General features: G+C 67.3%; 12 protein-coding genes. 9 read left to right on the top strand and 3 right to left on the bottom strand.

Features of this window, described 5'->3' with window-relative positions; all coding sequences use genetic code 11:
* Positions 1 to 4: 4 nt before the first annotated feature.
* A complete protein-coding gene (locus CPH63_RS16625; RefSeq protein WP_096303942.1) occupies positions 5 to 283 on the bottom strand; it encodes a DUF2631 domain-containing protein in 279 nt (92 codons plus the stop codon).
* 133 nt (positions 284 to 416) lie between these two features.
* Here CPH63_RS16625 and dxr point away from each other — a divergent pair, with 133 nt between their 5' ends.
* From dxr to CPH63_RS16605, 4 genes are all read left to right on the top strand, one after another.
* Positions 417 to 1,607 (top strand): 1-deoxy-D-xylulose-5-phosphate reductoisomerase, encoded by a 1,191-nt coding sequence (gene dxr, locus CPH63_RS16620; RefSeq protein ID WP_096303941.1) that lies wholly within the window; start codon positions 417 to 419, stop codon positions 1,605 to 1,607.
* Between the two features lie 4 nt (positions 1,608 to 1,611).
* The gene (locus CPH63_RS16615) at positions 1,612 to 2,988 is read left to right on the top strand and encodes an RIP metalloprotease (protein ID WP_096303940.1); all 1,377 of its coding nucleotides are present in this window, start codon (positions 1,612 to 1,614) and stop codon (positions 2,986 to 2,988) included.
* Between the two features lie 35 nt (positions 2,989 to 3,023).
* Positions 3,024 to 4,178 (top strand): flavodoxin-dependent (E)-4-hydroxy-3-methylbut-2-enyl-diphosphate synthase, encoded by a 1,155-nt coding sequence (ispG, locus tag CPH63_RS16610; protein WP_096303939.1) that lies wholly within the window; start codon positions 3,024 to 3,026, stop codon positions 4,176 to 4,178.
* Positions 4,179 to 4,279: 101 nt separating this feature from the next.
* Positions 4,280 to 5,164, top strand: coding sequence for a DUF4081 domain-containing GNAT family N-acetyltransferase (locus tag CPH63_RS16605; protein WP_096303938.1), 885 nt, complete (start codon positions 4,280 to 4,282; stop codon positions 5,162 to 5,164).
* A gap of 4 nt (positions 5,165 to 5,168) precedes the next feature.
* Here CPH63_RS16605 and CPH63_RS16600 read toward each other — a convergent pair whose 3' ends face one another.
* Positions 5,169 to 5,630 (bottom strand): DUF4439 domain-containing protein, encoded by a 462-nt coding sequence (locus tag CPH63_RS16600; RefSeq protein WP_096303937.1) that lies wholly within the window; start codon positions 5,628 to 5,630, stop codon positions 5,169 to 5,171.
* Positions 5,631 to 5,648: 18 nt separating this feature from the next.
* A complete protein-coding gene (locus CPH63_RS16595; RefSeq protein ID WP_096303936.1) occupies positions 5,649 to 6,218 on the bottom strand; it encodes a hypothetical protein in 570 nt (189 codons plus the stop codon).
* A 110-nt stretch (positions 6,219 to 6,328) separates the two neighbouring features.
* Here CPH63_RS16595 and rimP point away from each other — a divergent pair, with 110 nt between their 5' ends.
* The 5 genes from rimP to CPH63_RS16570 all read left to right on the top strand — a co-directional run bounded on the left by rimP (position 6,329) and on the right by CPH63_RS16570 (position 11,930).
* A complete protein-coding gene (rimP, locus tag CPH63_RS16590; protein ID WP_096303935.1) occupies positions 6,329 to 6,985 on the top strand; it encodes a ribosome maturation factor RimP in 657 nt (218 codons plus the stop codon).
* Positions 6,985 to 8,040 carry a transcription termination factor NusA gene (gene nusA / locus CPH63_RS16585; RefSeq protein ID WP_096303934.1) on the top strand — a complete coding sequence of 352 codons (1,056 nt, stop codon included), beginning with the start codon at positions 6,985 to 6,987 and terminating at the stop codon, positions 8,038 to 8,040. Before rimP ends, nusA begins: the two co-directional genes overlap by 1 nt.
* A gap of 26 nt (positions 8,041 to 8,066) precedes the next feature.
* Positions 8,067 to 8,471 carry a YlxR family protein gene (locus tag CPH63_RS23785; protein ID WP_371363325.1) on the top strand — a complete coding sequence of 135 codons (405 nt, stop codon included), beginning with the start codon at positions 8,067 to 8,069 and terminating at the stop codon, positions 8,469 to 8,471.
* 172 nt (positions 8,472 to 8,643) lie between these two features.
* A complete protein-coding gene (gene infB, locus CPH63_RS16575) occupies positions 8,644 to 11,541 on the top strand; it encodes a translation initiation factor IF-2 (RefSeq protein ID WP_096303933.1) in 2,898 nt (965 codons plus the stop codon).
* An 89-nt stretch (positions 11,542 to 11,630) separates the two neighbouring features.
* Positions 11,631 to 11,930: a DUF503 domain-containing protein gene (locus CPH63_RS16570; protein WP_096303932.1), complete on the top strand. Its 300-nt coding sequence runs from the start codon at positions 11,631 to 11,633 to the stop codon at positions 11,928 to 11,930.

Here is an 11,930-nt window from a genome sequence, read left to right as displayed (position 1 = left end):
GCGCCTACCGACGCCAGGCAGTGCGCTGGCGCTGGATGTCCCAGATGAGACCCACAACCAGCAACGCTGCCGTGCTGAGAAGGGCGATCTCGCCGGCCGCGTTGTAGTGCGTGGCGGTGGTCATGAGAACCAGGATCAGCGCGGAGATCCAGCCGCCGATCTGACGCCACACACCCCATTCGCCGTGCCAGCCCCAGTCGGAGGGGTGCTCAGCGGGGTGGTCGGCCGAGTAGTCCTCAGGTGATCCGACATTGGCCGGTTCGCTACCTGGCTTGAGTGGCACCTGAATACTCCCGTCTGGAAATCGCTATCTGGCTCAGTATCTCATCGCGCCCACAGCGGTCGAGGTCGGGAGTGGGCCAACCTCGTCCGGCCACCCCATCGCCGGGCGCGGGGTGATCAGCCACAATGGCGGGATGACTGTTCGACGCGTCGTCGTTCTCGGCTCGACCGGTTCTATCGGCACGCAGGCCCTGGACGTGGCGACCGCCGCGCCCGATCGATTCCAGGTGGTTGCGGTGGCCGCCGGCGGCGCGGACGTCGCAAGTCTGGCCGCTCAGGCCATCGCCCACCGGGTGACCGCGGTCGGCGTGAGCCGGCCCGAGGCCAGGGAGGAACTCGTTGCTCTCCTCGAGCGTGACTGGCCGGTTGACACGCCGCGGCCACAGGTGGTGAGCGGGGGCGAGACGATCGTCGAACTGGCCACCCTCGATGCGGACGTGATCCTCAACGCGGTCGCCGGTCACCAGGGGCTACGAGCCACCGTGGCTGCGCTGGACGCCGGCCAGGCGGTTGCCCTGGCTAACAAGGAGTCTCTGGTGGCCGGCGGGGAGTTGGTGACCTCCCGGGCCAAGGAGGGGCAGTTGGTGCCGGTGGACTCCGAACACTCGGCAATTGCCCAATGCCTGCGTTCGGGCACCCGGGCCGAGGTGCGGCAATTGATTCTGACGGCCAGCGGCGGGCCGTTCCGTGGCCGTAGCCGCTCCGAACTCGCCACGGTGACGCCGGAGCAGGCGGCGGCCCATCCGACCTGGTCGATGGGGCCGCTGATCACCACGAATTCGGCGACCCTGGTCAACAAGGGTCTGGAGCTCATCGAGGCCCACCTGCTCTTCGACGTGCCCTACTCGCAGATCTCGGTGGTCACGCATCCGCAGTCGATCGTGCATTCGATGGTCGAGTTCGTCGACGGCTCCACCATCGCGCAGGCCTCCCCGCCGGACATGCGACTCACCATCGCGTTGGCGCTGGGCTGGCCGGACCGGGTGCCGGGGGCCAGCCGGCCGATCGACTGGAGTCAGCGCCAGAGCTGGACGTTCGAGCCGGTGGACAACGAGGTCTTCCCGGCCATCGAGCTGGCTCGACTGGCCGGTGAGGCCAGTGCTTGTGCACCCGCCGTCTTCAATGCCGCCAATGAGGAACTCGTAGGGGCATTTCACAGCGGGCGCATTGGATTCACTGACATAGTCACCTTGATCGAGTTGGTGCTCCTACGCTGGTTGGCCGACGAGCACACCGGCTCGGTTCCCGGTACCGTCGAGGAGATAGAAGCTGCGCAGAGATGGGCGCGCCGTCAAGCGCAGACTGCTCTGAGCAAGAAAAGGTGACGTTTTGCTGTACGCGCTAGGCGTGTTGATCTTCGCTCTGGGCCTGCTCGGCTCTATTGCGCTGCACGAGGTTGGGCACATGGTGCCGGCCAAGAAGTTCGGCGTGAAGGTCACCCAGTACATGGTCGGCTTCGGCCCTACCCTCTGGTCACGCAAGCGCGGTGATACGGAGTATGGGGTCAAGGCCATTCCGCTCGGCGGCTACATCCGGATGATCGGGATGGTCCCGCCGCGGGCCGACGGCAAGGTCTCCCGGTGGCCGAAGCGGATGGCGACCGCGGTCGAGGACTTCCGGGCCACGAGTCGCAACGAAGTCACCCCCGAAGATGAGGATCGTCAGTTCTATCGGCTGACTCCGGGGAAGAAGATCATCGTCATGCTCGGCGGCCCGACCATGAACTTCGTGATCTATCTGGTGCTGACGCTGCTGCTCGCGGTCAGTCTCGGCCAGAAGCACCAGGACGCGACCACGACCGTGGGCAGTGTCAGCCAGTGCGTGGTGAAGGCGACCGACGCGGCGGCCAACTCCGACACCTGCCCAACGACTGCCCCCACCTCGCCGGCCTACGGAGTGCTGCAGCCCGGTGATCAGCTCACCGCGATCAACGGTGTCGCGGTCGCCTCCTGGACCGACGCGGTCTCCGTGATCGAACGGTCGGCCAACCAGCCGGTCTCCATGACGATCACCCGGGACGGGGCATCGCGCACCGTCACCATCACGCCGGTGGAGAACGTCAAGTACGCCAACGCCGACGGCACCAAGACGAAGGTCGCGGGCTTCATCGGGGTGTCGCCGACCATCCACAACTACTACGCAGCTACGCCGATTAACCAAGTGCCGGGCCAAGTCGTCAGCCAGATCGCCCAGGGCGTACGTGTCATCGGTGACTACCCCAGTCGGGTGGAGAGCGTGTGGGACACCGTCTTCGAAGGTAAGGCGCGCGACCCCGAGGGTGCGGTCGGTGTTGTCGGCATCGGGCGAATCGGAGGAGAGGTTGCGGCCAGTCACCAGTTCGACGTGCAGGACAAGATCTACATCCTGATCAGCCTGCTGGCCAGCATCAATCTCCTGCTCTTCTTCTTCAACCTGTTGCCGCTGCTGCCCCTCGACGGTGGTCACGTGGCCGGTGCCCTGGTCGAGGCAGCCAAGCGCGGACGCGCTCGACTGCAGGACCGCGCCGCGGCTCGGGCTCGCGCTCGGGCCCGCGCGGCCGACCCCGATTCGCCACTCCTCGTCGACGACGCGCCCGCTCCGCGCAAGCCCATCTACGTCGACACAGCCGCGATGCTGCCGTTCGTCTACGCGGTGGCGTCGGTGCTGATCGTGGTGACACTGCTGATCATGTACGCCGACATCGTGAAACCGGTCACCATCAGCTGAATGCAGCACCCTATTCGGAGGCGGATACTGAACCCGTGACTGTTTCTCTTGGAATGCCCGCCGGACCGCCGCCAGTTCTCACCCCTCGCCGCAAGACCCGCAAGATCCAGGTCGGTTCGGTGGCCGTCGGTGGTGACGCGCAGATCTCGGTGCAGTCGATGACGACGACCCTGACCTCTGACGTCAACGCGACCCTTCAGCAGATCGCGGCGCTCACCGCCACTGGCTGCGACATCGTCCGGGTGGCCGTTCCCTCCCAGGACGACGCCGATGCCCTACCGGAGATTGCCAAGCACAGTCAGATCCCGGTGATCGCCGACATTCACTTCCAGCCCAAGTACGTCTTCGCCGCCATCGACGCCGGCTGCGCTGCGGTGCGGGTAAACCCGGGAAACATAAAGGCATTCGACGACAAGATCGCCGAGATCGCCCGGGCCGCCACCGCCACCGGAACCTCACTGCGTATCGGCGTCAACGCCGGTTCGTTGGACAAGCGACTGTTGGCGAAGTACGGAAAAGCGACGCCCGAGGCGCTCGTCGAGTCGGCCCTGAACGAGGCGGCTCTCTTCGAGGAACACGACTTCCGGGACTTCAAGATCTCGGTGAAGCACAATGACCCGGTCGTGATGGTCAAGGCCTACGAACTGCTCTCCGAACGTTGCGACTACCCGCTGCATCTTGGAGTCACAGAGGCCGGACCGGCGTTCCAGGGGACGATCAAGTCGTCGGTCGCCTTCGGTGCGCTGTTGTCGCGCGGAATCGGCGATACGATCCGCGTCTCGCTCTCGGCTCCGCCGGTGGAGGAGGTGAAGGTTGGCCTGGCCATCCTCGAGTCGCTCAACCTGCGCCAGCGGCGTCTGGAGATCGTCTCCTGTCCATCGTGTGGTCGGGCTCAGGTCGACGTTTACACACTGGCCGAGCGGGTGACCGCCGGGCTGGAGGGGATTGAGGTTCCGCTGCGGGTAGCCGTCATGGGCTGTGTCGTGAATGGCCCCGGTGAGGCGCGCGAAGCGGATCTGGGCGTCGCCTCCGGCAACGGCAAGGGGCAGATCTTCGTCCGTGGTGAGGTCATCAAGACAGTGCCGGAGTCGCAGATCGTCGAGACTCTGATCGAAGAAGCGATGCGAATGGCCGAGGAGATGAGCGCGGCCGGCGTCGGTTCCGGGCCGCCTTCGGTCGCCGTCTCCTAGACCCAGTTCCACCCGTTCCGCCGCCGATCCCCGGTCGATCAGCCTCGCCAGTCGATCGCGGCGCGCCGCGATCTGGCACAAGCGCCGGTAGTGTCGCTGGCGTGACAATCACCCGACCCGACGTCTCGGTGTCGACCCGCACTCCGCCAAAGGTGCGGGTCCGGTTGCTGGGTAACTCGGATCTGGACGACGTCCAGGGACTCGTGGCCGCCGACCCGATCGTGAACGCGGTGGTCGGGGCTCGGCTACGCGAGGTCAGCGACCTCGACGGCGCCGGGCTCGCCGGCTCTCTGATCGGCGTGGAGATCGGGGGCCGGCTGGTTGGCGGGTGCTTCAACGGAGGCAACCTCATGCCGTTCGGCACGGACGAGCGGGCGATCGCCCCGCTCGCCCACCATCTGGCCGAACATCCTCGAATCTGCTCGGCCGTCGTGGGGCGTCGTGAGGTCCTGACCCCGCTGTGGAGCATCCTCGCCGCTGCTTGGGCGCGCCCGCGCCTGATCCGTCAGCAGCAACCCCTGCTCGTCGTGACGTCGGTGGACGCGGAACTCGTCGATGCAGCACTGCGCCCGGCTGTCATCGCGGACCTTGACAACTACCTCCCCGCGGCTGCGGCCATGTTTACTGAAGAGCTCGGACTGTCGCCGTTCCTGCATATGACCCGGGCCGCCTACCGCGAGCGGCTCGCCTCGTTGATCGCGGCCGGACGGGCGCTGGTCCTGACCGACGCCAACCGGCAGGTGATCTTCAAAGCCGAACTCGCCGCGGTCTCAGCCGAGACGTGTCAGATTCAGGGGGTCTGGGTACGGCCTGACCTGCGCGGGCACGGCATCTCCGGGGCGGCGATGGCTGGTGTCGTCCAGTACGCGCTGAAGCTGGCCCCGAGCGCGAGCCTGTACGTCAACGACTTCAATATCCCGGCCCGCCGCCTCTATGACCGGCTGGGTATGCGAGCGGTCGCGACGCTCACGACGATTCTCTTCTGACGCGTTACCCGATGCCGGGGAATGCCACCGTCGCCTGGTGGGGTTCGTAGCGAATCCGCCATCGGGTGGCCCGTACCGCACTGTCGCTCAGCTCGCTCTGCGCCGTCACCCGCAGCCGCTTCAACTGCGTCGCTGTCGGGGCTGCAGTTGGCGTCGCGGCGCTCAGCAGCAGCAGACGGGCTGCTACGGCGCAGGATTGCTCAAGACTTACCGCAGCTTGAGGCGCAGCTAGCGGGCCGGCCAGCGGCTCGGCCAGCGGGTAGTCGGCCAGCGGTCGAACCGGCACCTCCCCGGCCGCGAGTAACGCGGCGGTCAGCTCGTCGCGAACTGCCCGGTGGGCCGCCTCACAGCTGCGGGCCAGCTCCCGGCCTGAGGAGTCGGTGACGTGCGGCCCGAGACGGCGATAGCCGAAGACAGCGGCGTGTTCGGCGGCCAGCAGCGACTGCAGACTCTCAGTCACGGTCATCGGGCGCCGCCTCGCGAGCTAGACATTCGCGGCGCCAAGTATCTCGACGTGGCTCGCCTCGCAGGCCGAGATGCTCGCCAGGAGAGCGGCCGACTCGCCGTCGAGCACGGCAGACTCCTGCGCAGCCGCCAACTGCGCGGCCTCCTCCTGCGCTCGCAGTGCCGCGTCGTCGGTACCGGTCACGGCCGGTTCGGCGCTCGGCGTGGGCTCGGCCGGCGAGTATTGGGCCAGTACGCCGGCCAGCGCCGACGCATGGGCCCGGTGATCGGCCAGCAGCTGGGCCAGCCTGGAGTCCGATGGCGAGGCAGTTCGGGCCGCTGAAAGCGAGGCGACCAGCTGTGCCTCCCGGGCGGCCGCGCTCACCAGCGAAGGCGGCGGGGCAGGCAGCGAGACATGGCGATCAAAGGGATTCGACCCGCCGAACGGTTGCCGCAGCCCGGCCGCTACCCCGGCTGCGGTGGCTACCAGCAGCGCGGTCGAACCGAGGATCCAGCGACGGGTGACCCGCCCGGCAGGCGTTGGCCCCGGCTCCAGAACCGGCGCTGCGTCCGACCTCTCGGGGTCCGGCGGCGGGGAAATGTCGGTCATCTCGTTCAACAGTGTCGCAGAGTCGCATAAGCTCAATGCCAATCGTCACCGGTGCTGGGCCGGTGGCCGGTGTTAGTCCTGTACAACTGCACACCCGAGGGAGCGTTGTGATGTCAGCAGCGAAGGCTGGCCCACCCGATGCACGGTCGGCGAAGGTTCGCGATCAACTGCGGGAGGTTCTGTCTCCCGTCGTGGCTGAGGCCGGGTATGACCTCGAGGAACTGACGGTGAAGTCCGTCGGACGACGCAGCCTGGTGCGCGTCGTCGTCGATGCCGACGGTGGAATCGATCTGGACGCGATCGCCTCGGTCAGCCGACTTCTGTCCGACGCCCTGGACGACGACACATCGGCCGGCGGTCAATTCAACGAGCCGTTCGTGCTCGAGGTGACCTCGCCCGGCGTCGACCGCCCGCTCACCGAACCGCGGCACTGGCGCCGGGCTGCCGGCCGGCTGGTGAAGGTGACGGTGGACGGAACCGAACTCGTGGGCCGGGTAAGCAGCGCCGGGAGCGGGGGAGTCGAGTTGCTCTGTGACGGTTCCACGCGCTCGTTGAGCTGGGGCGATCTCGGTCCGGGACGGGTTCAGGTCGAATTCAATCGGGGCGCGGCCGCTGATCTGGACAACGTCGGGTCGGACGCGGACGATCTTGATGCAGAGCACAGCGACATTGGTGCAGAGCACAGCGACGACCTGGCCGACGACGAGACAGAACACGACGAAACAGAGCACGACGAAACAGAGCACGACGAAACTGAGGAAGACTGATGGTCAACGTTGATATCGCCGCTCTGCGCAGCATCGAACGGGAGAAGGAGATCCCCTTCGAGACGATCATGCTGGCGCTGGAGACGGCACTGCTGACCGCTTACCGGCACACCCCCCACTCCATGCCGCATGCCCGGGTCGACATCGACCGCAAGAGCGGTGACGTCACGGTCTGGGCCCAGGATCTCGGCCCGGATGGCTCCATCGAGGAGGAGTACGACGACACGCCGCTCGATTTCGGGCGGGTCGCCGCGGCGACGGCCCGGCAGGTCATCATTCAGCGCCTGCGGGACGCCGAACACGATCTGACCTTCGGTGAGTTCTCGGGCCGCGAGGGTGACATCGTGACCGGAGTCATTCAGGCCGATGCGCAGGCCGCCACCAAGGGCATGGTGCTGGTCGACATCGGAAAGCTGGAGGCGATCCTCCCGCAGTCCGAGCAGGTTCCGGGCGAGGACTACAGCCACGGCACCCGACTCAAGTGCTACGTCGTAGGGGTGACTCGGGGAATGCGAGGGCCCCAGGTCACGCTCAGCCGCACGCATCCGAACCTCGTCCGCAAGCTCTTCTCGCTCGAAGTGCCGGAGATCGCCGACGAGAGCGTCGAGATCGTCGCGGTCGCCCGGGAGGCCGGTCACCGCAGCAAAATCTCCGTTCGCACCGACGTGGTCGGGCTCAACGCCAAGGGGGCCTGCATCGGCCCGATGGGGCAGCGGGTTCGCAACGTGGTCGCCGAGTTGCACGGCGAGAAGATCGACATCATCGACTGGAATGCCGACCCGGCCGTCTACGTCGGCAACGCGTTGTCACCGGCGAACGCCATCAGCAGCGAGATCGTCGACGAGGCCACTCAGGCGGTTCGTGTGGTCGTGGCCGACTATCAACTGTCGCTGGCGATCGGCCGGGAGGGGCAGAACGCCCGCCTCGCCGCGCGTCTGACCGGCGCTCGAATCGACATCCACAGCGACTCCGAGGCCGCCGCTACGCCAGCGGCGCGCTCCGGCGACCGTGGGCACGATGATCAGGGCGACGACACGCCCGACCGCGAGGAGTAAGCTGTACAACGGTCCTCCGCTCGTCGGTGGCCCTGACGCGCTGTAGTGCTCAGATTGGCTCGGTTCGGCTCGAGGTTCGCGGAGGATATCCCAGTGATGTCGCCGTGACGTCACAGCCGATCCGAACCTGCGTCGGGTGTCGTTCTCGTTCGGAGACCGCTGGTCTGCTACGCGTTGTCGCAGGGCTGGCGTCCTCGAGTTCCGCCGCGAATCCGGCTGTCCAGCTCGTCGTCGTCGATCCGCGTCACCGTCTCCCCGGACGAGGTGCATGGGTGCACCCCACCGCGGAGTGCGTTGCTCTCGCGGACCGGCGTCGTGCATTCGGTCGGGCCCTGCGCCTGAGCGGAATCATCGACAGCAGGTCTGTGAATGAGTACGTCGACAGCATCAGCCATGACGCTGTCGAGGTACCCGCTGCAGAGAAGCACTGAATTTGCAACACCGGCTACACCCCGCCCGGCAAACGTTCGTGGCGGCCGTCAGATCGTCTCGCGAAAGTGAGCAACGAAGCTATGGGCACTCGATGAAGCGCCAGCAATGAGTAAGTTCCCCATCTAACGGGATCGCGCGGCTCTGCCGTCCGGTCCCTACTAAAGGAGTCCAGTGACCGGCAAGACCCGCGTGTCCGCGCTCGCAAAAGAGCTCGGAGTTACCAGCAAAGATGTTCTCGCCAAGCTCGGCGAGATCGGCGAATTCGTCAAGAGTGCATCCTCCACGATCGAGCCACCTGTAGCCCGCCGCGTTCGGGAGGCATTCCCGGACGCTGTCGCCGCACCGGCGAAGAAGGCTCCGGCTAAGAAGGCCGTCCCGGCACCAGCCCCGGCTCCGGTCGAGGCCGCGGTGTCGGCCCCTCCGACGCCCGCTCCCGCCCCGGCCGCTCCGGTCGTCGTCGAGACGGCTCCGGTCGTTCCCGCACCGGCGTTCGAGGCTGCTGCCCCAGCTCCGGCCGCGCCGGAGGCACCCGCTGCACCGGCACCGGCGCCCGTCGCCGCCGAGGCGGCTCCGGTCGCCGAGGCTCCCTCCGCTCGTCCGGCCGCCGGCCCGCGCCCCGGCCCCAGAGTCGGCAATAACCCCTTCGGTGTGGGGGGTAGTTCACCCAGCACCCGTCCAGCTGCGCCGCGCCCGGCCGGCGCCGCGCCCACGCCCGGTATGCCGCCGCGCCCGGCCGCTCGTCCCGGCGGCAGCGCCGGTTCCGGCGGGCCCCGTCCGAACCCGGGCATGATGCCGCCGCGCCCGAGTCCAGGCTCAATGCCCGGCCGCGGTGCCGGTGCCCCCGGTCCGGGTGGCTTCGGTGGTCAGCGTCCCGGCGGTCCGGGTGGTCCGGGTCGCCCCGGCGCTCCCGGCGCCGGTCGTCCGGGTGGTCCGGCTGGTGCCGGTCGTCCCGGTTCCGGTGGTCCCGGTGGCGGCGGCGGTAACTACCGCGGCGGTGCCGGTGCTCCGGGCGGAGCGCCCGGTGGCGCGCCTGGTGGCGGCGGTTTCCGCGGCGGTCCCGGTGGCGGCCCCGGTGGCGGTGGCGGCGGCGGTGGACGTCCCGGTGGACCGGGTGGTCGCGGTCGCGGCGCTGGTACCGCCGGCGCGTTCGGTCGCCAGGGTGGTCGTCCGGCCCGTGGGCGCAAGAGCAAGAAGCAGCGTCGCCAGGAGTTCGACAACATGCAGGCGCCCTCGCTGGGCGGCGTGCAGGTTCCCCGTGGCAGTGGAGAGGTGCTGCGCCTTCCGCGCGGCGCCTCGCTCACCGATTTTGCCGAGAAGATCGACGGAAACCCAGCTGCGCTGGTGACGGTCCTCTTCCACCTCGGTGAGATGGTGACCGCTACCCAGTCGGTCAACGAAGAGACGCTGCAGTTGCTCGGCGCCGAGTTGAACTACGTGATCCAGGTCGTCAGCCCGGAGGACGAGGACCGTGAGCTTCTCGAGTCCTTCGACCTCACCTTCGGTGAGGACGAGGGTGCGGACGATCTCATCGTCGCCCGGCCGCCGGTCGTCACGGTGATGGGCCACGTCGACCATGGAAAGACGCGTCTTCTCGATGCGATTCGCAAGACCAACGTCATCGAGGACGAGGCCGGCGGCATTACCCAGCACATCGGTGCCTACCAGGTGCACGTCGAGCACGAGGGCACTGAGCGAGCAATCACCTTCATCGACACCCCGGGTCACGAGGCGTTCACCGCCATGCGTGCCCGTGGTGCCTCCACCACTGACATCGTCGTGCTGGTGGTGGCGGCCGACGACGGTGTCATGCCGCAGACGATCGAAGCGCTCAACCACGCGCAGGCCGCTGGTGCCCCGATCGTGGTCGCCGTGAACAAGATCGACAAGGAAGGCGCGAACCCGCAGAAGGTTCGGCAGCAGCTCACCGAATACGGTCTGGTCGCTGAGGAGTATGGCGGCGACACCATGTTCATCGACGTCTCCGCGCGGGCCGGGTTGAACATCGACGGTCTCCTCGAAGGAGTGCTGCTGACCGCGGATGCGTCGCTCGACCTACGGGCCAACCCCGATCAGGATGCTCAGGGCATCGTGATCGAGGCCCGCCTGGATCGCGGTCGTGGCCCGGTGGCCACCCTGCTCGTCCAGCGCGGAACGCTGCGCGTGGGTGACTCGGTCGTCGCCGGTGACGCCTTCGGCCGGGTCCGGGCGATGCTCGACGAGCACGGTGAGACGCTGGACTTCGCTGGCCCGTCGCGTCCGATCCAGGTTCTGGGTCTGACCTCCGTGCCGGGTGCCGGTGACTCCTTCCTCGTCGTTGAGGAAGACCGGATCGCCCGTCAGATCGCCGACCGCCGAGCCGCTCGCGAGCGGAACGCCCAGCTGGCCTCGACCCGTCGTCGAGTCTCGCTCGACGACCTCGACAAGGCACTGGCCGCCGGTGAGGTGCAGCAGCTCAACCTCATCATCAAGGGTGACGTCTCCGGTTCCGTCGAGGCACTCGAAGATGCCCTGGTCGGGATCGACATCGGCGACACCGCCGACGAGGTCTCACTGCGGGTGATCGGTCGCGGCGTCGGTGCCATCAACGAGAACGACGTCAACCTGGCGATCGCCTCGGATGCCGTCATCATCGGCTTCAACGTCCGGCCGGCCGGCAAGGCCGGTGAGCTCGCTGACCGTGAGGGCGTCGACATTCGCTACTACACCGTCATTTACCAGGCGATTGACGAGATCGAGGCTGCGCTCAAGGGCATGCTCAAGCCCGAGTACCACGAAGTGCAGCTCGGCACGGCCGAGGTCCGGGAGGTCTTCCGGGTGCCGAAGATCGGCAACGTGGCCGGTTCGTTGGTCCGCTCGGGCACGATCCGACGCAACAGCAAGGCGCGTCTCATCCGTGACGGCGTCGTCGTGGCCGACAACCTCACGGTGGAGTCGCTGCGCCGGTTCAAGGACGACGCGACCGAAGTCCGCGACGGTTTCGAGTGCGGTATCGGTCTTGGGTCGTTCAACGACATCAAGCCCGAAGACGTCATCGAGACGTTCGAACTACAGGAGAAGGCGCGCAGCTGAGCCAGATCGCTCTGTGAACCGTGCCGGCCGTTGCATCCCAGCGGCCGGCACGGACACGGCCGGTCCGTCCGTGAGCAGGAGGGCGTCACGTGGTAGTCGGAACATTAACCTTCGATCTGCTACTCGGTGATGTTCATTCGCTGAAGGAGAAGCGCTCCGTGCTTCGCCCGATCATCAGCCAGCTGCGCAAGCGTTTCGATGTGGCGGCGGCCGAGACCGGCGACCAGGAACTGCACCGTCGAGCCGAGGTGTCAGTGGCTGTGGTGGCGGGTGAGCACGCGCACGTGCGAGAGGTTCTGGAGAACTGCGAACGCCTCCTCGCCTCGTTTCCCGAGGTGGAAATATTGCAGGCGCGACACCGGATTCTCGACGATGATGATCTGGACTGA

Origin of the sequence: Jatrophihabitans sp. GAS493 (assembly GCF_900230215.1) — a bacterium.
In the GTDB taxonomy this organism is placed as follows: domain Bacteria; phylum Actinomycetota; class Actinomycetes; order Mycobacteriales; family Jatrophihabitantaceae; genus MT45.
This window is presented reverse-complemented; position numbering and strand designations above follow the sequence as displayed.

Coding starts and splice junctions, on each gene's coding strand:
- CPH63_RS16600 (WP_096303937.1), bottom strand. CDS start 5,630: ATGACCGTGACTGAGAGTCTGCAGTCGCTGCTGGCCGCCGAACACGCC.
- rimP (WP_096303935.1), top strand. CDS start 6,329: ATGTCAGCAGCGAAGGCTGGCCCACCCGATGCACGGTCGGCGAAGGTT.
- nusA (WP_096303934.1), top strand. CDS start 6,985: ATGGTCAACGTTGATATCGCCGCTCTGCGCAGCATCGAACGGGAGAAG.
- CPH63_RS16595 (WP_096303936.1), bottom strand. CDS start 6,218: ATGACCGACATTTCCCCGCCGCCGGACCCCGAGAGGTCGGACGCAGCG.
- dxr (WP_096303941.1), top strand. CDS start 417: ATGACTGTTCGACGCGTCGTCGTTCTCGGCTCGACCGGTTCTATCGGC.